This window comes from Pseudomonas sp. PSPC2-3, from assembly GCF_049898265.1.
Lineage (GTDB): Bacteria > Pseudomonadota > Gammaproteobacteria > Pseudomonadales > Pseudomonadaceae > Aquipseudomonas > Aquipseudomonas veronii.
This window is the reverse complement of sequence record NZ_JAFCXJ010000006.1, coordinates 42457-62880: the sequence shown is the minus strand read 5'-3', so window position 1 is coordinate 62880 and position 20424 is coordinate 42457. Positions and strand designations below refer to the sequence as shown.

Here is a 20424-nt window from a genome sequence, read left to right as displayed (position 1 = left end):
GCTGTGCCGGCGACATACCCTGCATCAATCGCTACCCGCAGCTGATGGAACCGTACTTGAAGGCGGCCCACATAGGAAAACGGCTAATAGCCGTTTTCACTTCAACAGCCTTTGAGTATTGACCATGATAGGAATTCCACCGCACTCGCCGTTGAACAACCCGCTCAACGCTGCGCCGCCTGAAGAGTTGCGTCAGCGCCCCGAAGCGGGTGTACCTGACAGGGAAAGCATACGCATGGCCGTAAGAGAAGAGGATGCATACCGCACGCTAGATGCCTTTTTTGACGTGGCAGAAGCTAACGGCATCAAGGATCTGAACCCGAGCCACGGCAGGCCCTACCTCGATAACAACTTGAACCCGCCGGGCAACGTGGTGCCGCTGTCCGTCCACTTCCGCCCGGACCGTCCGGATGACACTTACAGCCCGGGGCACTTGAAGGCGGTCAACAACTTCGGCACACAACTCGACGCACGGTTGAAGCAACTGAACATCCGGAATGTCGGGCCCGAGGAGTAATCCCAGCGCCGATCAGAGTTGACGCCTGCGTGACCCAGGACAGCCGGGCCGATGCGTTGTTGGCCCAGGCTTGAGCGCGCCGATCAGGCGAGCAAACGCGCCAGTTCCTCGCGGCAGTAATCGACGAACAACTGCACCGGCTTGGTCAACGGTGCGCGGCGCAACCACACGGCCGACAAGCCCGAGCCGGTGACGGTTTCTGCCAGCGGCAGGCACACGACTTTCTGGCCGTCATAGGTGTACTCGGTAAACGGCCTGGTCACCAGGATCGAAAAGCCAAACCCGCGCCCCACCATGCCCCGCACCATCTCGATCGACGGCGAGCTGAACACGATGTTCGGCGTCAAGCCGCGCTCTTCAAAGATGCTCACGAAGTACGTGCGGCTCGGCAGTACATCCAGCAGGATCATCGGCTCCAGCACCAGGTCCGCCAGCGACACCTTGGCCTGCTGCGCAAAGCGGTGATCGGCCGGCAACAGCGCATACGGCTGCTGCGGCGGCATCAACGGCGTGGTCTCGATGGTCGCGCCCAGGTCATGCTCGAACAGCATCGCCACGTCGATACTGCCGGCCGTCAGCGCCTGCACCAACTCCTGCTGCTCGCCATCGCGCATGCGGATTTCCACCCCCGGCCAGCGCGCCTTGAAACCGGCGATCAAACGCGGCAAGTACAGCGGCGCGACGGTTTCGAAGCAGCCGATATCGATCTGCCCCGCCACCACGTCATTGTCGGCCAGGGCGTTCTGCTCGAACTCGTGGGCCACCCGCAGCAGCTCCAGCGCCTTGCGATAAAAGCGCGCGCCGCTGGGGGTGAGCGACACGCCCTGGGCATGATGGCGGATAAACAACTGCACGCCAAAGCTGTCTTCCAGTTGCTTGATCGCGGTGGACACCGACGGTTGCGCGATATACAGCTTGCGCGACGCCTCGGCGACGCTGCCGCACTCGGCCGTGGTGACGAAATATCTGAGCTGGCGCAGGTTATAGGCAGCCATCGGGCCCTCCGCAAATGTGGGACTTCGCCCCAGGACACAAGCGGGCAACATACCGGAGCGCGTGGCCACGCGAGATACTTTTTTTAAGGTCTATAGCAACAAACTTACTAATTTACCTCCCCGCCCCCATTGCAGATGATCGCTCCAACAACAAAGCGCCGCTGAGCGGCGCACAGCGAAGTACGTCAACGTACTCACCTTGCCTTGGAGCTCGTCATGGTTACCACTGCAACATCCAGCGCCCCGCTTATCGAAAAACACACGATTGGATACGTGCCCCCGGAAGATCGCCACGGAAAGGTAAGAGACCTGTTCACCCTGTGGTTCGGCGGCAACATCGCGCCGTTGCCGATCGTCACGGGTGCGCTGGGCGTGCAACTGTTCCACCTCAACCTGATCTGGGGCATTGTCGCCATCCTCGTCGGCCACCTGGTCGGCGGCGTGCTGATGGCATTGCACTCGGCCCAGGGCCCGCAGATGGGCATCCCGCAAATGATCCAGAGCCGCGCACAATTCGGCTCCCTCGGCGCGTTGCTGGTGGTGGTGATCGCCGGGGTGATGTACATCGGCTTCTTCGCCTCCAACATCGTGCTGGCCGGTAAATCCCTGCACGGCGTGGTCGACAGCGTGCCCGTGCCGGTGGGCATCGTGATCGGCGCCATCGGTTCCGGGATCATCGGCATCATCGGCTACCGTTTCATCCACGTACTCAACCGCATCGGCACCTGGGTACTGGGCGCGGGGATCGTGCTGGGTTTCGGCTACATCTTCAGCCATATACAGACCAGCGACTTTCTGACCCGCGGCAGCTTCAACCTCTCCGGCTGGCTGGCCACCGTGTCCCTGGCGGCGCTGTGGCAGATCGCGTTCGCGCCCTACGTCTCCGACTATTCGCGCTACCTGCCGGCCGACGTACCCGTCGCGTCGACCTTCTGGACCACCTACCTGGGCTCGGCGCTGGGCTCGAGCCTGTCGTTCATCTTCGGCGCCGTCGCGGTGCTCGCCACCCCGGTGGGCATGGACACCATGGACGCGGTCAAACTCGCCACCGGCGCCATCGGCCCGCTGATGCTGGTGCTGTTCTTGCTCAGCGTGATCAGCCACAACGCCCTCAACCTGTACGGTGCGGTGCTGTCGATCATCACCCTGGTGCAGACCTTCGCCTACCGCTGGATCCCCACCGCGAAAAGCCGCGCCGTGATCTCGATCATCGTACTCGCGGCCTGTTCGGTGGCCGCGGTATTCGCCTCGAAAGACTTTATCGGCCACTTCGTCGACATGGTCCTGGTGCTGCTGGTGGTACTGGTGCCGTGGACGGCGATCAACCTGATCGACTTCTACGCGATCCATAAAGGCAAGTACGACATTGCATCGATCTTCCGCGTGGACGGCGGGATCTACGGGCGCTACAACCCCCAGGCGCTGCTGGCCTATGCGGTGGGGATCGCGGTGCAGATTCCGTTCATGAACACACCGCTGTACGTGGGGCCGATTTCGCAGCACATCAACGGCGCGGATTTGTCGTGGGTGGTGGGGTTGGTGGTGACGTCGCCGTTGTATTTCTGGTTGGCGAGTCGGGACAGTGCGTATAAGCGGCGGATGGCGGAGGGGACGCTGGTGGGTGGAGTTTGAAACAGCCTGTCGGTTGCGCCTCGATTAACCGCACCTTATAGTTCGCCCCGTCGCTGGCATTGGTCGGCGACAGGGTTTCGCAGCCCTACACAATAGAATCAACCTGCACAGTCATCAGACCCTCAGGCGGTGTCCGTCTGCGCCTCGTTTATGGCGGCTGTGCGTGGGAGACCTTCGGGTCTGCCGGGGGTGATTCTTCCTGGTCTGCGAACCCGCGCACAGTTGCCACCCAATCTGTTTCGCAGCAGCAAGGTGGTGATTCTTTTTACCCAAATAGAATCGAACCTCATGACCAATCAAAATCCGCCCCGCCGCTTCACCCCCATGTCCCAAACCGCAACCGACTACCCGGTCCTGCTGATCGACAGCGACGCCCCGCTCAGCGAGTTGCACGCCTGCGCCAGCGAGCGCCTCAATGCCGCGCTCGCCTACCTGCACCTGATGGCCTGTTCCAAAGTGTCCGACTATGCCGAGCACGACATCAATACCGTCGCCAACACCGCCCGGATCATGGTCCAGGATGTGGCGGATGTGTTTACGGTGATGGAGCGGCGTGGGTTTGATTCGCCTGCGGTGAGTTGATGTGATGTAAGTGCTGAGGAAACCCGCTTTGGCGGGTTTTCTGGTTTCTGGTGAACTGGAAGTTGGCGAGTGAAGTGGATTTGATGGCGTTTGTCCCGCCGCCATCGCAGCCTCGCTGGGGCTCGACAGCTCCCACCGTTGACCGAGACCGGCCTCCAGAAGTGGGTCGGTCATCAAGCCCCGTCACTTGGCCCCGCTAAACCTCGCTGGCCGAACATCCTGTGTCGACCCAGAGGCCACAATGGCGGCGCTATTGACACCCCGCTATCATGTGGCCTTTCACTTACCCCCCGAGGAAACCGCATGCCCGCCCTCTCCTTTCGCAACGCCCTCCCCAGCGACGCCGCCCATTGCTTCGACATTGAAACCAGCGCCTACGAAGGCGACGAAGCCGCGACCCTGGAAAAGATCGCCACGCGCATTGCCCAATACCCGCAAGGCTTTTTGATCCTGGAGGCAGATGGCGAGGTGGTGGGCTTCATCAACAGCGGCTGCGCCCACAAGGTGGTGATGTCGGATGAGGCGTTCAAGGAGTTGGTCGGCCATGCGGCCGAGGCGCCGAATGTGGTGATCATGTCGGTGGTGGTCGCCCCGGCGCACCAGGGCAAGGGCTATTCCACCGCGTTGATGCGCGAGTTTGTGCAGCGCATGCGCGCGCTGGGCAAGCAGACGATTCACTTGATGTGCAAGGACCGCCATGTGGCGCTGTACACACGCCTGGGCTACCGCTACGTGCAGCCGTCGGCGTCGGACCATGGAGGGATGGCGTGGCACGAGATGGTAATGGCCTTTTAATAGCCACCCTGGGAACTTATCCCTGTTACAGCGCCCAACAAGGCACCACGAATTGACTCGGACTGCTTTGATGTCCAGGGCACGTATCAGCCGCTTGTTGACCTCCTCTTTGATCGCAGCCCCGTTGATGGCCATGGTGCCGGTTGCATTCGGTGCCACTGCGCAGGACATCGAGCACCTCCGAAACTTATCCGTCGACCAGTTCCGCCGGGAGGCCAAGCAACGCGCCGAGGAGCAGGCGCGCCAGGAAGCCAGGGAAAAGCAGTTGCAGGAAGAGGAGGTACGCGCTTTATTGGTCGAAAAACCCTGATCACGCCCACACTCAATCGTATAAAGAACTGTCTAGACGCTTGTCGGACAACGGGCCACAAGGAATCCAGCGCGATGCAGCCTCCTCTCATTGAAATCAGCGACCAGCCCAACCCCGACGCCGAACGCATCCTCGGCAACGGCCTGGCGGCGTTCAACGAACAAGCCACCGGCTACCATGACCGGCGCCCGCTGAGCGTGCTGGTCAAAGACCCGCACACCCAGCAGGTGCTCGGCGGCATCACCGGCCGGAGCGCATTCGGCATGGCCTTCCTCGACCTCTTCCACTTGCCCGAGACCCTGCGCGGTTCCGGCATCGGCAGCCGATTGCTGCGCGCCTTCGAAGACGAAGCCCGACGCCGCGGCTGTCGCAATGCCGTGCTCTACACCATCAGCTTCCAGGCACCGGGGTTCTATGAGAAGAACGGCTGGGTGCGGTTTGGCGAAATCGCCTGTGAACCCGAGGGCAACAGCCGGGTGTTTCTGTCGAAACAGCTGTGAGATTCAGGCGTTCACTCGTTGGAGATCAACGTGCCGCTACCGACGAGTGAATAGATGATGGCCTGGGTATCCAGGTTCTTGATGCCCGAGCTGATTTCTTCAATCCATCGATACGGCCTCCCAAAAGCAAACCAATATCATTTGCGCACAACCCGACGCTTTGGTTTAATCGCGACCAATTCTTATTTACGCCAAAGCCTTTGCGCTGGATGGACAGTGTGTCGACCTCCTTCACCCACCTCTATGGCACCCACCACAGCTGGCTGCTCGGCCTGCTGCGGCGGCGCCTGAACGACCGCTGGGATGCCGCCGACCTGGCCCACGACACGTTTATCCGCATCCTCGGCCGCCCGTTGGCCGAAACCGATCACGTCGGCCAACGCTCGTACCTGGCCACCATCGCCCGTGGCCTGTGCATCGACCACTGGCGCCGCCGCCAACTGGAACGCGCCTGGCTGCAAACCCTGGCCGAACGCCCGGAAGCGCGGCAGCCGTCGCCGGAGCAACGGGCGATCATCGTCGAAACCCTCTACGAAGTGGACACGATGCTCGCGCGCCTGCCGAAGAAGGTCAGCGAGGCCTTTTTACTCGCGCACTTGCACGGTCTGCCCTACAAGCAGATCGCCGTACAGCTTGGCGTGTGCGAGCGCATGGTCAAGAAGTACATGGCCCAGGCCCTGCTGCACTGCGCGATTCTGGAAGCCGAACTCGACGGGATGCTGGTGCAATGAGCCGCCCCGGCCAGCTCAGCCACGCCAGCCTGGAGCAGGCTGCGCACTGGTACGTGCGCCTGCAGGCCCCAGGCGGTGCGCTCGAACAGTTGCGCTGGCAAACCTGGGTCGCGCAAAGCCCCGAGCACCTGGCGGCCTGGCAGTACGTGCAGCGCGTCAGCCAGCGTTTTGCGCCGTTGCTGGAGCAACCCCATGGCGCCAGCCGGGCCTTGCGCAGCTCGCGGCGCCAGACGCTCAAGACCCTGCTGGTGCTGGGTGTCGGCTCGACACTGGCCTGGGGCACCTGGCGCCACAGCCCCCTGCCCCGCCTGGCAAGCGGCTGGAGTGCCGACTATGCGACTGCCAACGGCGAGACCCGCGACGCGCTGCTGGCCGATGGCAGCCACGTGTGGCTGAACGCACTGAGCGCGCTGGATGTGCGCTTCGATGCCGCGCAACGCTTGCTGCGCCTGCGCTTTGGCGAAGTGTTGATCGACACCGCCAAGGACCCCAACCGTCCGTTCCTGGTGGACACCGAACAAGGCCGGCTGCAGGCGCTGGGCACGCGCTTCAGCGTGGTGCAAGGCGATGAACATACCCAGCTCACGGTATTCGAGGGCCGGGTGCGGGTCAGTACGCTCAACCCGCACCCACGGATTGTCGACACCGGCCAACAGCTGACGTTTACCCGCAACCACTTCAACACCGCCAGCGTCGCCTCCCCGGCCCGTGAAGCCTGGAGCCGTGGCGTGCTGCTGGCGGACAACCTGCCGCTCGGCGAGTTGATCGCCGAACTCAACCGCTATAGCCCCGGCCACCTGGGCTGCGACCCGGCCGTGGCGCAGTTGCCGGTGATGGGTTCGTTCCCGCTCAAGGACAGCGACCAGGCCCTGCACCTGCTGCAAGCCGCGCTGCCGATTCGGGTCGAGCGGCCGATGCCGTGGTGGGTCAGCGTGGGGCCGCAGTAAAAAACCTCACCCGCCAGTTCCCTTTTTCGACACTCGTTCGGTTAACCCTGCAGACGCTTTCAACTCGCCGATCGACTTGATCCAAAGGGACACCTCCATGCCGCAACCTGCTCGCTTCGCGCTGCGCCCACTGGCGCTGGCCACCTCCCTGCTTTGCCTCGGCGCACCGACGCTGTACGCCGCCGAGCCGACCTCGACCCAGGAAGCCGCGCGCAGTTATCGCATCGCGGGCGGCGCCCTGGTCGCCGTGCTGAACAGCTTCGCCGAACAGTCCGGAATGTTCATCGCCGGCCATAACAGCCTCGCCGCCGGTAAAACCAGCCCCGGCCTGAACGGCAGCTACACTCCGACCAGCGGTTTGCAGCACCTGTTGCAGGGCAGCGGTTTGCAGGCGCTGCCCCAAGGCAACAACGGTTACGTGCTGGAGCTGATCCCCGCCCACAGCGGCGCGCTGGAGCTGGGCGCCACGACGATTTCCGGCCAGGGCCTGGGCGCTATCACCGAAGACACCCATGCCTACACTACCGGTGTCATGGCCTCGGCCACCGGCCTGCCGCTGTCGATGCGCGACACCCCGCAGTCGGTCACGGTGATCACCCGCCAGCAGATGGACGACCAGGGCTCCAACAGCATCGCCGACACCCTGCGCCGCGCCCCCGGCGTGAGCGTGCAGAACTACGACAGCGAACGCTGGGAGTTCTCCAGCCGTGGCCTGCCGATCACCAATTTCCAGTACGACGGCGTCAACGCCACCTATGACGGCGTGTACGACTACGGCACCACCAGCACCGACATGGCAGTGTACGACCACCTGGAAATCATCAAGGGCTCGGCCGGCCTGCTCAGCGGTTCCGGCGACCCGTCGGCCACGGTCAACCTGATCCGCAAAAAGCCCACGCGGGAATTCAAGGCCTCGGTCACCCAGACCTTCGGCTCCTGGGACAACTACCGCACCGAAGGCGATATTTCCGGCCCCTTGACCGAGTCGGGCAATCTGCGCGGACGCTTTGTCGGCGTGTATCAGGACCGCCAGTCGTATCTCGATCACTACCAGCACACCAAGGACATCGGCTACGGCATCCTTGAAGCGGACCTTACGCCCGACACCCTGCTGACCTTCGGTATCGACCAGCAAGACACCCGCTCCCGTGGCGCCAGCTGGACCGGTTTCCCGATGTTCTTCAGCGACGGCTCGCGCACGCACTTCTCGCGCTCGTTCAACCCGGCGGCCGACTGGAGCCGCCGCGACTTCCAGAACCAGACGCTGTTCGCCTCGGTGCAACAGCAGTTGGCGAACGACTGGTCGTTCAAGGTCAGCCTCGACCGCAAGCGCAGTCAGCACGACACCCTGCTCGCCTCCGCCAGCGGCGGCAACCCGGACCCGGTCAGCGGCGACGGCATGTACATGTTCATGGGCAAGTACAAGGGCGACCAGTTACAGAACACCCTAGACGTCAATCTCAGCGGGCCGTTCAACCTGTTTGGCCGCGAGCACGAGCTGATCATGGGCTTTATGGCCACCCGCTCGAAGCAGGACGTGCCGGTCTACGGTTCGATTTACCCCGCCGTGGGCGGCAGCATTTTCGACTGGCACGGCGAGTACGCCAAACCGGATATCCCGCGCAGCGGCCAGAACGATATCGTGCAACGCCAGACCGGCGCCTACCTGGCCACGCGCTTGAAACCCACGGACGATTTGTCAGTGATCCTCGGCACGCGCGTCAGCACGTTCAGCGGCACCGACACCACCGATTTCTATGACCCGACCAAGGCCGACAACCGCACCACCTACCGCCAGAGCGGCGTGGTCACGCCGTATGCCGGGATCGTCTACGACCTCAACGACACCTGGTCGGTGTACACCAGCTACACCCAGATCTACCGACCGCAAAGCAGCAAGGACGCCGACCGCAAACTGCTCGACCCGATCGAAGGCGCCACCTATGAAGCCGGGCTCAAGGCAGCGTTCTACGACGGCCGCCTGAATGCCAGTTTTGCCGCGTTCCGCATCGAGCAGGACAATGTCGCCGAGTACGTGTCGGGCTTCGAGAGCGATTCGGTGTACCGCCCGATTGCCGGCGCCACCACCAAGGGCTTCGAGGCGCAACTGTCGGGTGAAGTGCTGGACGGCTGGAACATCTCGGCCGGCTACACCTACCAGCACACCCGCGATGCCAACAACGGTTATGTGTACAGCTCGGTGCTGCAAACCACCACGCCGCAGCAGGTGGTGCGCCTGTTCAGTAGCTATCGCCTGCCCGGCGCGCTGGAGCATGTCACCGTGGGCGGCGGCGTGAATTGGCAGAGCGAGTTCTTCGGCAACGTGTTCCAACCCGACCCGAACGACACGCTCAACTTCGGCCAGAACGCGCGCATCACCCAGGACAGTTACTACCTGGTCGACCTGATGGCCCGCTACCGCTTCAACGAGCACCTGAGCACCACACTGAACGTGAAGAACCTGTTCGATAAAAAGTACTACACGGGCCTGGGCAACTTCGGCACCGGCTTCTACGGCGAACCGCGCAGCCTGCAACTGGCGACTAAATGGGACTTCTAGGCTGACGGCCCCGGCAGTCTGTGCAATGATCCTCCCTCGATCTCCCGAGGGATGGAGCCGCCGCCATGTCGCTGAACACCGCCACTCACCCCGCGCAAGCGCCGCGCTTCTGGCGCGACGAGCGCTTGCCGTTCATCGAAGCGCGGACCATCGCCGATGGGCGCAAGGTCACCTACACCCGCCACGCCCACGAGCATTTCTCCATCGGCGCGATCACCACCGGGCGCAGCTATTACCACTACGGCGCGGACACCTTCCAGATCAGCGCCGGCACGGTGGTGCTGATGAACCCCGGCGATGTGCATGCGTGCAACCCGATCCACGACCAACCCTGGTCGTATCACATGCTCTACCTCGACACGCCCTGGCTGACGGACCTGCAATACCAGTTGGGCTTCAGCACCGACCAGGGTTATCGACCGTTCAATACGCCCTATACCCGCGACCCGGTGCTGTACAACGGCCTGATCGAGCTGTACCGGACGCTGTTGGATGAGCACGCCGAACTCCTGCAAAAACAGAGCCTGCTGGTGAGTTATTTCAGTGAGGTGCAGCAGCGCCTGAACCCTTCGAACACGCCGGTGCGGGAGGTCAATCACAAACTGGAACGCGCCGCCGAATACATCCGCGAACACTGCACCCAGGCCTTGAAACTCGAAGACATCTGCCTGGCGGCCGAGCTGTCGCCGTCTTATCTGATCCGCGCCTTCAAGCAGTATTACGGCTTGACGCCCCATGCGTTTCTGGTGAACCGGCGCATCCAGTTCGCCCGCACCCAATTGCGCAACGGCGAACTGATCGCCGACGTCGCCCTGGCCGCCGGCTTTGCCGACCAGGCGCACTTCCAGCGCACCTTCAAGCAGCACTTCGCCGCCACGCCGGGGCAGTACCGCGACTTGCTCAAGCCATCAGCAAATAACCCACACTGGCCACCAGCAACGCGGCCATCGAACGGTTGAACACCCGCACGCCCTGCGCGTTGCCGAGGTAACGGCGCAAAAACGTGCCGGCGTAGGCCCAGCAGGCTACCGACAGGTAGCAGATCACCAGGTAGAGCGCCGCAAACAGCCACACTTGCCGGGCGTCGCCATCCGCGACAAACAACCCCATGCCCGCTACGCAGGCCAGCCAGGCTTTGGGGTTCAGCCATTGCATGATCGCGCCGTAGAGCATCGACGGCGCCGTTGCGGTGCCTTCGGCGTCCAGCCGGCCATCGTCCACCGCAAGTTTCCAGGCCATGTACAGCAGGAAGGCGACCCCGCCCCACTGGATCAACTGGGTCAGAATGGGCCAGCGCAGCAGCACTTCATGCAGCCCCAGGCCGATCAGCACCAGCAATAGCGTGAAGCCGGTGGCGGCACCGAACACGTGTTTCTGGCTGGCGACAAAACCGAAGCGCGCGCCCGAACTGAGGGCGACCACATTCACCGGGCCCGGTGTGATGGAGGTGGCCAACGCGAAGGCGGCCATGGAAAGGATCAAGCTCATTGCGGTTCCCTGTTGTGGTGATGAACAGGGGCCACGGTAAACACCCCGGCGAGCCGGGTATTGAAGAAAATGCCCCTGCTACTCGCCGGTCATGCGTTCCAGGCTGTTGCTCAGGTGCAACAACATGGCGGCGCGGGCGGCGTCGGGGTCCTGGCGACGGATGGCGTTGAGGATCGCCTCGTGTTCCAGGTTGGCCAACTGGCCGAGTTTCATCAGGTCGGTATCGCCGCGCTCTTCGGCGTTGATGCGCGTGCGCGGGATCACCGAGTTGCCCAGGTGCTGGATCACATCGGTGAAGTAGGTGTTGCCGGTGGCCTGGGCAATCAACTGATGGAAGCGCACGTCGGGTTCGACGCTGCTGTCGTTGTTGGCCAGCGAGGCCTGGTAGTCGTCGAGGGCCTCGCGCATGTGCTGCAACTGCACCTCGCTGCGGCGCAGCGCGGCCAGGGCGGCGGCCTGGGTTTCCAGGCCCAGGCGCAACTCGAGGATGCCGCGCACGCTGACCGCGGTGTCGTGGTTCAGGTGCAGGCCCTGGCGCTGGTCCCGCGCCAGCACAAAGGTGCCCACCCCGTGCCGGGTTTCCACCAGCCCTGCCGCCTGTAACTTCGACAGCGCCTCACGCACCACCGTGCGACTGACACCGTACTCGCCGACAATGGCCGACTCGGAAGGCAGCTTCTCGCCCGGCGCCAGTTGGCCGAGGAGAATGCGCTGGGTCAGCGTGGTCACGATGTCATGGGCCAGGCCCTGGGAGCGCTTGCGGGGGGTGTCGTTGTGCATCGGTCATTCCATCGGTTGGGCGCAGTCAATACTAACATCCCCTTGCACCACCTACTTGTATGACAACAAACAAATTCCGCCACAACTGCGCCGCGTTTTCACGGGAGCCGATTTGCCTGCGATTGTATCGGCGCGATTGATTTTATGCGCTATGGCGCCTGCAAACAGGTACGCCAGCCCTGTCGCGTGCTCGTACAGCCAAAATTTACGTTGCGACGCGGAAAAAAGCAGTTGTATGATGTCTATCAAGTTGCCAGGCACCCCCGGCAGCCCTGAATCCATCCCCGCACAACAATAATCCGTGGGAGTTCTACCCCGTGACCTCTTCCAACCCTGCGACAGCTGCGCCTGCCCTCGACCCCGTCCTGGCCCGCGCGATCAAGAAAGTGAAGCAGCATGTGCTGCCACTGTTCGTGATCATGTTCATCGTCAACTACATCGACCGCGTCAACATCGGCTTTGTCCGCACCCACATGGAACACGACCTGGGCATCGGCGCGGCCGCTTACGGTTTCGGCGCCGGCTTGTTCTTCATCGGTTATGCGTTGTTCGAAGTGCCCTCCAACCTGCTGCTGCAAAAAGTCGGCGCGCGTATCTGGCTGACCCGCATCATGTTCACCTGGGGCATCACCGCGACGCTGATGGCCTTTATCCAGAACGAAACCCACTTCTATATCCTGCGTTTTCTGCTGGGCGTGGCCGAGGCCGGGTTCTTTCCGGGGGTGATCTACTACTTCACCCGCTGGCTGCCCGGGGTGGAGCGCGGCAAGGCGATTGCGATCTTCCTCAGCGGCTCGGCCCTGGCCTCGCTGATCTCCGGCCCGCTGTCCGGCGTGCTGCTGCAAATCAGCGGGCTGGGCCTGCACGGCTGGCAATGGATGTACATCATCGAAGGCATGGCCTCGGTGCTGTTGTGCTTTTTCGTGTGGTTCTGGCTCGACTCCAAACCCCATGACGCCAAGTGGCTCAGCCGCGCCGAACAGGACGCGCTGGTGGGCGAGATCGAACGCGAACAACGCGAGCGTGACGCCGCCACGACGGTCAAGCCGAGCCTGGGCACACTGCTCAAGGACCGCCAGATCATGCTGTTCTGCGCCCTGTATTTCTGCATCCAACTGACCATCTACGCCGCCACGTTCTGGCTGCCGAGCATCATCAAGAAGATGGGCGACCTGAGTGACATCCAGGTGGGTTTCTACAATTCCATTCCCTGGCTGATTTCGATCATCGCCATGTATTCGTTCGCGGCCCTGGCCGGCAAGTACAAGCACCAACAGGCGTGGGTGGCCACGGCGCTGTTGATTGCCGCGGCGGGAATGTTTTTCTCCACCACCGGCGGGCCGATCTTTGCCTTTGTCGCCATCTGTTTTGCGGCGATCGGGTTCAAGTCGGCATCGTCGCTGTTCTGGCCGATCCCCCAGGGCTACCTGGATGCGCGCATCGCCGCGGCGGTGATCGCGCTGATCAACTCCATCGGCAACCTCGGCGGGTTTGTCGCGCCCACCACCTTCGGCTTTCTGGAGCAGACCACCGGGTCGATCCAGGGTGGTTTGTATGGGCTGGCCGGCACCTCGATCCTCGCGGCCATCCTGGTGTTCTTCGCCAAGACCCGGCCCGGCGCCCAGAGCCCGAGCGTGCTGCACCCCGCCCCCGTCTTGAGCAAATAAGGAAGCGTTTTGATGAATACAGAACACCAGCACCACGCCAGCCATGCCCCCATCGTCACCCACCTGCAAGTGATCCCGGTGGCCGGCCACGACAGCATGCTGCTCAACCTCAGCGGCGCCCACGGGCCGTTTTTCACGCGCAATATCGTGATTCTCAAGGACAGCGCCGGGCACATCGGCGTGGGCGAAGTACCGGGCGGCGAACGCATCCGCGAAACCCTGGAAGACGCGCGCAGCCTGGTGATCGGCAAGCCGATCGGCGCGTACCAGAGCATTCTCAATGCCATGCGCCGCACCTTTGCCGCCCGCGACAGCGGCGGCCGCGGCCTGCAGACGTTCGACCTGCGCATCACCATCCACGCCGTCACCGCGATGGAAGCGGCGCTGCTCGATCTGCTCGGCCAGTTCCTTGAAGTGCCGGTGGCCGCCCTGCTCGGCGAAGGCCAGCAGCGCGACGCGGTGAAGATGCTCGGCTACCTGTTCTACATCGGCGACCGCCAGCAGACCGACCTGGCCTACCGCAGCGAAGCCGATGGCGACAATTGGTGCCGCCTGCGCCATGAACCGGCCCTGACCCCGGACGCCATCGTGCGCCTGGCCGAAGCCGCCCAGGCCAAGTACGGCTTCAACGACTTCAAGCTCAAGGGCGGCGTGTTGCGCGGCGCCGAAGAAATCGAAGCGGTCACGGCCCTCGCCGAGCGCTTCCCCGACGCACGCATCACCCTGGACCCGAACGGCGCCTGGTCACTCAAGGAAGCCATCGCCCTGTGCCGCGACCAGCATCACGTATTGGCCTACGCCGAAGACCCGTGCGGCGCGGAAAACGGCTATTCGGGCCGCGAAGTCATGGCTGAATTCCGCCGCGCCACCGGCCTGCCCACCGCCACCAATATGATCGCCACCGACTGGCGCGAAATGGGCCACGCGATCCAGTTGCAATCGGTGGACATTCCCCTCGCCGACCCGCACTTCTGGACGATGCAAGGCTCGGTGCGCGTGGCGCAGATGTGCCATGAATGGGGCCTGACCTGGGGCTCGCATTCCAACAATCACTTCGATATTTCCCTGGCGATGTTCACCCAGGTGGCCGCCGCCGCACCGGGCGACATCACCGCGATCGACACTCACTGGATCTGGCAGGACGGCCAGCGCCTGACCAAGGCGCCGTTGCAGATTGTCGACGGTCACATCCAGGTGCCTACCAAGCCGGGACTGGGTGTCGAGATCGACATGGACGCGGTGGCCCAGGCTCACGAACGCTACAAAGGCATGGGCCTGGGTGCGCGCAATGACAGCGTGGCCATGCAGTTTCTGATCCCCGGTTGGAGTTTCGATAACAAGCGCCCGTGCCTGGTGCGCTGAGCGCCGATCCCGGCCAGCCTCAACCGTGGATCAACGAAACGTGCGCGCCCACCCCGGCGCGCACGCCCTCGGCCACCGCCAGCGCCACGGAACCGGCGGCAAGGGACGCATCGCCACCGGCAAACACGCCAGCCACGGAGGTCTGGCGGGTTTCGTTGGTGTGCAGGTACGGGCCGGTGGGGCCGTCGGCCAGCACACAGCCCAACTGCTCGGCCAAGGGGCTGAGGCGAGTGCGGGACATCGTGAATACGCCGTCCAGCTGAATCACGCGGCCATCGGCCAGTTCCAGAGCCACGCGCTCACCGCTGATCCGGGTCACCGCCGTGCGCTCCACGCGGACCCCGCGCCGATCCAACTGCGCCTGTTGCTCGGCATCCGGGGTGAACACGCCGTTGGTGAACAAGGTGGTGGTGCCCCAGTCCGGCAACATCAGCGCATGGTGCATCGCCAGCGGCGAGGTGGCCAACACACCGATGCGGCCTTGATCCAGCTCATAGCCGTGGCAGTAAGGGCAATGAAACACGTGCTTGCCCCAGCGCTCCGCCAAGCCTTCGAGGGCGGGCAATTCGTCCACCACCCCGGTGGCGAGGATCAGGCGTCGCCCCTCGAATCCGCCGTTGTATTGCGTGTGCACCCTGAAACCGCCCGGCGCCGTAGCCGCCTGTAATACGCTGTCCTGCACCCAGGTGACGCTCGGATACTCCATCAGTTGGCTACGACCTTCGGCGGCAATGACGTCCGGCGCCTGGCCGTCCTGGCCGAGAAAGCCATGGGCGGTGGCGGCAAACCGATTGCGCCGCTGCCCCGCGTCGATCACCAGAACCTTGCGTCGCGCCCGCGCCAATTGCAGGCCGGCGGACAAGCCGGCATAGCTGCCGCCCACGATAATGACGTCATGCATCATGAAAGTGCCCCTTGTCAGGTGCGCGCGGTTATCCGCGCGCTTTCACGACACACCATAAGTTACGTAAAAATAGCACGTCAAGTGTCTCGCAACTTTTTGGGTTACGAAGGATACTTTCGACCGAATCGACTTGAGGTTTTTTGATGAGAAACGACACCCGCCTCTCGCGCATGCTGCACGTGCTGATCCATATGGACCGCCATGAAGCGCGCGCCACCTCGGAGACCATCGCGCAGATGCTCGGCACCAACCCGGTGGTGGTGCGGCGCACACTGGGGCTGCTCAAGGAAAAAGGCTATGTCCGCTCGGAAAAAGGTCATCAGGGCGGCTGGACCCTGGGCAAACCCTTGAGTGAAATCACCTTGCTGGATATCCACAATGCCTTGGGCACGCCGTCGATATTCGCCATCGGCCTGTCCACCGACCACCCGCAATGCCTGGTGGAACAGGCAGTGAACGCGGCACTGAGCGACGCGTTCGACCAGGCCCAGGCACTGTTACTGGCGCGGCTGGGGGATGTGACGCTGGCGCAGTTGGCCGAGGATTTCGACGAGCGTTGCCGCCTCGCCCCGGCACCCTGATCGCACTACAGCCGGCGCTTGCGCAACCACTGCAGGAACCCCTTCTTCACCGGCACCACCGGTGCTTCCTGGGTCAGGGTCTGCGCCGCATGTATGCGGAAATCCAGCAGCGCTTTCATCGCTTCGCCGATGTCATGCCGCGCATCCAGGCACGGCTTGAGGTATTCCTTCTCGATGCGATAGAGGGTGCAGAAGGTCTTGGCGCGAAAGTCCGCCAGCGTGGCCTCGTCGGACAAGATCCCAGCCTCGCCGATCACCTCCCCCGGCCCCATGCGCCCGGCTTCGAACATGTGCCCAGCCTTGTCCAGCATCACCGAGACCACGCCGGATTCGACGATAAACAAATGATCGCTGACCTCCCCCGCCGGCAGGATCACCGCGCCGGCACGGTAGCTGTGCAGGGTCATGTTCTGGCTGAAGGTGTCTTTCTCTTCCTGGCGCAGGGTGGAGAAAATCGACGAGCGCTCCAGCAACGCCCGCGCCCCCGACAGCGCCGGCGGCGTGCTGCTTTCGGTGGCAGACAGCAAACCGACGCCCGCCGCCTGCAAGTGCCGGAAAGCCAGGTCGTACAGCTGGTTGCGCACTTCGCGCTTGAGCGGCATCGACGGCACAAAGCCGCTGATTTCATACTCCACGCCGTCGCTGGCCGAGGTTTTGAACGCCACGCTCGGCGCCGGTTTGGCCAGCAGCGGCCGGCACCCTTGCATCGCCCGCTCCAGCGCCTCGATCACCGTTTGCGGGCGGGCGTGGGGGCTGACTTGCAGGCTGACCGACAGGCCGAACATATCCGCCGGGCGCGAAAAGTTGACGATCTTGGCCTTGGCTGCCAACGAATTGGGGATCACCGCCATGCTGCCCTGGGAGGTCTGCAACCGCGTAGCGCGCCAATCGATATCGGTGACGCGCCCCTCGGTGCCGTCGATAGAAATCCAGTCATCGAGCTGGTACGGCTTGGTGGTGTTGAGCACGATCCCGGAAAACACATCGCTGAGGGTGCTTTGCAGCGCCAGGCCGACGATGATCGCCACCGCACCGGAGGTGGCGAGCACGCCCTTGACCGGCAGGTCGAGCACGTAGGCCATGGCGGCGATGATCGCAATCAGGAAAATCACCGCGCCCAGCAGGTCCTGCAACAGCCGACCGGTGTGGCCCACGCGCTGCATCATCACCGCGCCGAGCAACACTGTCAGGGTCCGCGCCGCGAACAGCCACCAACCGATCTGCAACGCGGTGGCGGCCAGGTGCAGCGCGGTGTTGTCGGCATACGGCGCGACGAGCATCGGGTTCATGCCGTCGTTGAACAACACGGCGCTGAACACCGCAAAAATCACCAACCGCGCCGCCAGCTTCCAATTGGCCAGCTCAGCGGAAATCAAGCGCCACACACCGATGTCGATAAAGATCAGCGCCAGGGCGCACAACATGGGGTGATCAGCGATAAATGAGGGCATCCAGGCGACTCCAGGGTGAATGCCGAGAAGATCGCATGAAATGGGGATGTGGGGGTATAGCGCGGAGCAAAATGCGGGTGGGAAATTGCACCGTATCTGAGCACCTGATTGCATCAGCACCGACCAGGCGTTTGCAGCGCGCCGGATTATCTAGACACCTTGTAAACTCATACTGATGTTTCTTCAGACCGCTATGCCTCGTCGCTTACACAAAGGAGTTCCCTATGCGTAAGGATTACCTCGCCTTTTTTATCTCGCTCTTTCTATCGAGGCTGGCGGATCAGATCCTGTTGTTTATTGTGCCGCTGGTGGTGTTCCAGACCACCAATAGCGCTTCATGGGCAGGGCTAGCGTTTTTCGTCGAATCGCTGCCGCGATTTCTCGCGTTCCCGCTGTGCGGCGCGCTGTGCGACAAGTACCCGCCTATTAAGATCCTGCATATCAGTCAGGTCTACCGGGCATTGCTCTGTGTGCTGGGGGTGGTGCTCTACGGAATCTTTGGTGGCATCGGTTGGGTAGTGGTGCTGTCGGCACTGTGCGGGGTGCTGACCACGCAAGGCATCATGGCTCGCGAAGTGCTGATGCCGCATATCTTCCAGCACTACAGCTACACCAAGACGTTGTCCTACTCCCAGATCGCCGACCAGGCGGGACTGGTCCTCGGGCCTCTGGTGGCGGCACTGATGCTTGAGGTTTGGGCTTGGCACTGGGTGGTGCTTTGGATCGCCGGATTGTTCCTGCTGGCAGACATGAGCATGCTGGCGTGGCAACGTCTTAGCCGTATGACGCTAGAGGTGTTCGAGCAGCATCAAGACATCTGGCTGCAGCCCTTGAGGATCGCTTTTGGGCATATCCGTAGCCTGGCGGAATTGAAAAAAATCATCATTCTGGCGGTAGGCGTCAACCTGATCGTTGGTGTCACCTTGGCAACTTCGGCGGCCATGGTGATCGGCCAGTACAGCGCCGGCAAGGATAGCTATGCAGGGCTTCAGGCGGCGGGTGCGGTGACAACAATCGTGATCTTGTTCCTTCTCGCTCGGGTGGTGCTGCCTCTGCGAGTCCTCGGGGGTGTCGGATATTCGATGATCGCAACGGGGGCATTCATCAGCGCCCTGAGTCCGAGTCTGCTCGGCTATGTGCTGGGTTTCCTGTTGATCGCAGGCTTCGACAAAATGTTCAACGTCTACATACGCACTATCCGGCAGCGGGTGATACCGCCTCAGGACTTCGGTAAGACGGTAGGTGTGATCACGCTGCTGAACAACATGTCCCAGCCTCTGGCAGGTTTACTGGTGGCTTTGTTAGCTGCGCCCTTGGGCACCCAGACCGTAATCCTGATTCTGGCCGTGTTAACGACTATTCTTGGGACATTTGCCCTGTGGTGGTTCGCAAAGGCTCGCGGCCCATCCCCGAGCTTGATTCTCGAAGCTGACCAAGAAGCCGGAAAATAGAAAGTTGCGTCGGCAGGCTTGTAAGCATTTTCCAAGGAAGCACACGGATCATGTCCGCAAAGAAGAGTCTGCCGGTTCGAACTCATGATCGCCGCCGAACGTTTACAGCATAACGACCACTCTCGGCCTCACGGGTCAAGTCCATGCAATTACGCATGTGGGGGCTTGCCCGCTCCCACATTAGGCTTGGCGTCAACCTTTCAGTGCTGCATCTGCCCGAAATGACCGGAGTGGAAATCAGCAAACGCCTGATGGATTTCCTGCTCAGTATTCATCACGAACGGACCATGGCCGATGATCGGCTCGTCGATCGGCTCGCCACTGAGCAACAGCACCCTGGCGTCGTCGCTGGGCTCCAGAGACAGTTGCGTGCCGTCGCGCTCAAACAGTGCCAATTGCCCCTGGCGCGCGATTTCTGCGCCATTGACCAGCACCGTGCCGCGCAAGATCACCAGCGCCGTGTTCCGCCCGGCGTGCAGGTCCAGGGTCAGCGCCTTGCCGGCGTTGAGGCGCAGGTCCCACACGTCGATCGGCGTGAAGGTGCGCGCCGGGCCTTTGGTGCCTGCGAACTCACCGGCAATCAGGCGCAGCTGGCCAGCCTCATTGGCCAGCGGCAGCAGCGGAATATCGCTGTCGACAATCGTCTGGTAACCGGCGTCGGCCATTTTGTCCTTGGCCGGCAGGTTGACCCACAGTTGCACCATCTCCAGCACCCCGCCGCTACGGGCGAAGGCTTCGGAGTGGAACTCTTCGTGGAGGATGCCCTTGGCGGCGGTCATCCATTGCACGTCGCCGGGGCCGATCGTGCCGCCAGCCCCGGTGGAGTCGCGGTGCTCGACTTCGCCGTCGTAGACGATGGTCACGGTTTCAAAGCCGCGATGCGGGTGCTGGCCGACGCCGCGACGTTGTGTGGTCGGGGTGAAATCGGCCGGGCCCGCGTGGTCCAACAACAGGAAGGGGCTGATGTGCTTGCCCAGGGTGTCGTAGGAAAACAGCGTGCGTACCGGAAAACCGTCGCCGACCCAGTGGGCGCGGGGGCTGGTGTAGATGCCGATGAGTTTTTTCATGGTGTACCTCCAAAGTGCCTACACCATAAGTCCCAAGGGCCTTGGGGACTAGCCGGCAACCGCGGCGTTGTTCGTTCTATGCATAGGACAATCAGCACGTCCTC

Annotated in this window: 20 protein-coding genes; 14 read left to right on the top strand and 6 right to left on the bottom strand. The window is 62.7% G+C overall.

Annotation, left to right across the window (positions count from 1 at the left end; genetic code table 11):
* Positions 1 to 124 precede the first annotated feature (124 nt).
* Complete coding sequence (locus ACP7E3_RS14955) at positions 125 to 517, top strand: hypothetical protein (RefSeq protein WP_126589010.1); 393 nt, start codon at positions 125 to 127, stop codon at positions 515 to 517.
* A gap of 83 nt (positions 518 to 600) precedes the next feature.
* Here ACP7E3_RS14955 and ACP7E3_RS14950 read toward each other — a convergent pair whose 3' ends face one another.
* Complete coding sequence (locus tag ACP7E3_RS14950; RefSeq protein ID WP_046383797.1) at positions 601 to 1512, bottom strand: LysR substrate-binding domain-containing protein; 912 nt, start codon at positions 1510 to 1512, stop codon at positions 601 to 603.
* A gap of 216 nt (positions 1513 to 1728) precedes the next feature.
* Here ACP7E3_RS14950 and ACP7E3_RS14945 point away from each other — a divergent pair, with 216 nt between their 5' ends.
* From ACP7E3_RS14945 to ACP7E3_RS14905, 9 genes are all read left to right on the top strand, one after another.
* Positions 1729 to 3144, top strand: a complete 1416-nt coding sequence (locus ACP7E3_RS14945) for a purine-cytosine permease family protein (protein ID WP_046488423.1) — start codon at positions 1729 to 1731, stop codon at positions 3142 to 3144.
* A gap of 288 nt (positions 3145 to 3432) precedes the next feature.
* A complete protein-coding gene (locus ACP7E3_RS14940; RefSeq protein WP_046383799.1) occupies positions 3433 to 3726 on the top strand; it encodes a hypothetical protein in 294 nt (97 codons plus the stop codon).
* Between the two features lie 303 nt (positions 3727 to 4029).
* The gene (locus ACP7E3_RS14935; protein WP_046383800.1) at positions 4030 to 4521 is read left to right on the top strand and encodes a GNAT family N-acetyltransferase; all 492 of its coding nucleotides are present in this window, start codon (positions 4030 to 4032) and stop codon (positions 4519 to 4521) included.
* A gap of 70 nt (positions 4522 to 4591) precedes the next feature.
* The gene (locus ACP7E3_RS14930; protein WP_046383801.1) at positions 4592 to 4831 is read left to right on the top strand and encodes a hypothetical protein; all 240 of its coding nucleotides are present in this window, start codon (positions 4592 to 4594) and stop codon (positions 4829 to 4831) included.
* A 74-nt stretch (positions 4832 to 4905) separates the two neighbouring features.
* The gene (locus ACP7E3_RS14925) at positions 4906 to 5331 is read left to right on the top strand and encodes a GNAT family N-acetyltransferase (RefSeq protein WP_046383802.1); all 426 of its coding nucleotides are present in this window, start codon (positions 4906 to 4908) and stop codon (positions 5329 to 5331) included.
* A 209-nt stretch (positions 5332 to 5540) separates the two neighbouring features.
* Positions 5541 to 6062: a sigma-70 family RNA polymerase sigma factor gene (locus tag ACP7E3_RS14920; protein WP_046488431.1), complete on the top strand. Its 522-nt coding sequence runs from the start codon at positions 5541 to 5543 to the stop codon at positions 6060 to 6062.
* A complete protein-coding gene (locus tag ACP7E3_RS14915) occupies positions 6059 to 7009 on the top strand; it encodes a FecR domain-containing protein (RefSeq protein WP_261754266.1) in 951 nt (316 codons plus the stop codon). The genes ACP7E3_RS14920 and ACP7E3_RS14915 overlap by 4 nt, the downstream gene beginning before the upstream one ends.
* A 97-nt stretch (positions 7010 to 7106) precedes the next feature.
* Entirely contained in the window at positions 7107 to 9569 is a 2463-nt protein-coding gene (locus tag ACP7E3_RS14910) for a TonB-dependent siderophore receptor (protein ID WP_426123543.1), read from the top strand.
* Positions 9570 to 9634: 65 nt separating this feature from the next.
* A complete protein-coding gene (locus ACP7E3_RS14905; protein WP_426123541.1) occupies positions 9635 to 10528 on the top strand; it encodes an AraC family ligand binding domain-containing protein in 894 nt (297 codons plus the stop codon).
* Here ACP7E3_RS14905 and ACP7E3_RS14900 read toward each other — a convergent pair.
* Positions 10470 to 11057, bottom strand: coding sequence for a LysE family translocator (locus ACP7E3_RS14900; RefSeq protein ID WP_046383807.1), 588 nt, complete (start codon positions 11055 to 11057; stop codon positions 10470 to 10472). The genes ACP7E3_RS14905 and ACP7E3_RS14900 overlap by 59 nt on opposite strands.
* A gap of 78 nt (positions 11058 to 11135) precedes the next feature.
* Positions 11136 to 11837, bottom strand: a complete 702-nt coding sequence (locus ACP7E3_RS14895; protein ID WP_046488438.1) for a FadR/GntR family transcriptional regulator — start codon at positions 11835 to 11837, stop codon at positions 11136 to 11138.
* Positions 11838 to 12154: 317 nt separating this feature from the next.
* On the opposite strand from ACP7E3_RS14895, the gene ACP7E3_RS14890 reads away from it, so the two are divergent.
* Together ACP7E3_RS14890 and gudD are read left to right on the top strand one after the other, a co-directional pair.
* The gene (locus ACP7E3_RS14890) at positions 12155 to 13504 is read left to right on the top strand and encodes an MFS transporter (protein WP_046383809.1); all 1350 of its coding nucleotides are present in this window, start codon (positions 12155 to 12157) and stop codon (positions 13502 to 13504) included.
* A gap of 12 nt (positions 13505 to 13516) precedes the next feature.
* Positions 13517 to 14866, top strand: a complete 1350-nt coding sequence (gudD, locus tag ACP7E3_RS14885; RefSeq protein WP_426123538.1) for a glucarate dehydratase — start codon at positions 13517 to 13519, stop codon at positions 14864 to 14866.
* A gap of 19 nt (positions 14867 to 14885) precedes the next feature.
* Here gudD and ACP7E3_RS14880 read toward each other — a convergent pair whose 3' ends face one another.
* The gene (locus ACP7E3_RS14880) at positions 14886 to 15770 is read right to left on the bottom strand and encodes an NAD(P)/FAD-dependent oxidoreductase (protein ID WP_057004808.1); all 885 of its coding nucleotides are present in this window, start codon (positions 15768 to 15770) and stop codon (positions 14886 to 14888) included.
* A gap of 143 nt (positions 15771 to 15913) precedes the next feature.
* On the opposite strand from ACP7E3_RS14880, the gene ACP7E3_RS14875 reads away from it, so the two are divergent.
* Positions 15914 to 16351 (top strand): Rrf2 family transcriptional regulator, encoded by a 438-nt coding sequence (locus tag ACP7E3_RS14875; RefSeq protein ID WP_046383812.1) that lies wholly within the window; start codon positions 15914 to 15916, stop codon positions 16349 to 16351.
* Between the two features lie 5 nt (positions 16352 to 16356).
* On the opposite strand, the gene ACP7E3_RS14870 is transcribed toward ACP7E3_RS14875, so the two are convergent.
* A complete protein-coding gene (locus ACP7E3_RS14870) occupies positions 16357 to 17802 on the bottom strand; it encodes a mechanosensitive ion channel family protein (RefSeq protein WP_057004809.1) in 1446 nt (481 codons plus the stop codon).
* Between the two features lie 224 nt (positions 17803 to 18026).
* Here ACP7E3_RS14870 and ACP7E3_RS14865 point away from each other — a divergent pair, with 224 nt between their 5' ends.
* Positions 18027 to 19253: an MFS transporter gene (locus ACP7E3_RS14865; protein ID WP_426123535.1), complete on the top strand. Its 1227-nt coding sequence runs from the start codon at positions 18027 to 18029 to the stop codon at positions 19251 to 19253.
* A gap of 200 nt (positions 19254 to 19453) precedes the next feature.
* Here the strand turns inward: ACP7E3_RS14865 and ACP7E3_RS14860 are convergent, their stop codons facing one another.
* Complete coding sequence (locus ACP7E3_RS14860) at positions 19454 to 20320, bottom strand: pirin family protein (RefSeq protein WP_108526489.1); 867 nt, start codon at positions 20318 to 20320, stop codon at positions 19454 to 19456.
* Positions 20321 to 20424: the final 104 nt, after the last annotated feature.

Coding starts and splice junctions, on each gene's coding strand:
- ACP7E3_RS14920 (WP_046488431.1), top strand. CDS start 5,541: ATGGACAGTGTGTCGACCTCCTTCACCCACCTCTATGGCACCCACCAC.
- ACP7E3_RS14915 (WP_261754266.1), top strand. CDS start 6,059: ATGAGCCGCCCCGGCCAGCTCAGCCACGCCAGCCTGGAGCAGGCTGCG.
- ACP7E3_RS14900 (WP_046383807.1), bottom strand. CDS start 11,057: ATGAGCTTGATCCTTTCCATGGCCGCCTTCGCGTTGGCCACCTCCATC.
- ACP7E3_RS14895 (WP_046488438.1), bottom strand. CDS start 11,837: ATGCACAACGACACCCCCCGCAAGCGCTCCCAGGGCCTGGCCCATGAC.
- gudD (WP_426123538.1), top strand. CDS start 13,517: ATGAATACAGAACACCAGCACCACGCCAGCCATGCCCCCATCGTCACC.
- ACP7E3_RS14935 (WP_046383800.1), top strand. CDS start 4,030: ATGCCCGCCCTCTCCTTTCGCAACGCCCTCCCCAGCGACGCCGCCCAT.
- ACP7E3_RS14950 (WP_046383797.1), bottom strand. CDS start 1,512: ATGGCTGCCTATAACCTGCGCCAGCTCAGATATTTCGTCACCACGGCC.
- ACP7E3_RS14870 (WP_057004809.1), bottom strand. CDS start 17,802: ATGCCCTCATTTATCGCTGATCACCCCATGTTGTGCGCCCTGGCGCTG.
- ACP7E3_RS14880 (WP_057004808.1), bottom strand. CDS start 15,770: ATGATGCATGACGTCATTATCGTGGGCGGCAGCTATGCCGGCTTGTCC.
- ACP7E3_RS14910 (WP_426123543.1), top strand. CDS start 7,107: ATGCCGCAACCTGCTCGCTTCGCGCTGCGCCCACTGGCGCTGGCCACC.
- ACP7E3_RS14930 (WP_046383801.1), top strand. CDS start 4,592: ATGTCCAGGGCACGTATCAGCCGCTTGTTGACCTCCTCTTTGATCGCA.
- ACP7E3_RS14940 (WP_046383799.1), top strand. CDS start 3,433: ATGACCAATCAAAATCCGCCCCGCCGCTTCACCCCCATGTCCCAAACC.
- ACP7E3_RS14905 (WP_426123541.1), top strand. CDS start 9,635: ATGTCGCTGAACACCGCCACTCACCCCGCGCAAGCGCCGCGCTTCTGG.
- ACP7E3_RS14925 (WP_046383802.1), top strand. CDS start 4,906: ATGCAGCCTCCTCTCATTGAAATCAGCGACCAGCCCAACCCCGACGCC.
- ACP7E3_RS14945 (WP_046488423.1), top strand. CDS start 1,729: ATGGTTACCACTGCAACATCCAGCGCCCCGCTTATCGAAAAACACACG.
- ACP7E3_RS14865 (WP_426123535.1), top strand. CDS start 18,027: ATGCGTAAGGATTACCTCGCCTTTTTTATCTCGCTCTTTCTATCGAGG.
- ACP7E3_RS14860 (WP_108526489.1), bottom strand. CDS start 20,320: ATGAAAAAACTCATCGGCATCTACACCAGCCCCCGCGCCCACTGGGTC.
- ACP7E3_RS14875 (WP_046383812.1), top strand. CDS start 15,914: ATGAGAAACGACACCCGCCTCTCGCGCATGCTGCACGTGCTGATCCAT.
- ACP7E3_RS14955 (WP_126589010.1), top strand. CDS start 125: ATGATAGGAATTCCACCGCACTCGCCGTTGAACAACCCGCTCAACGCT.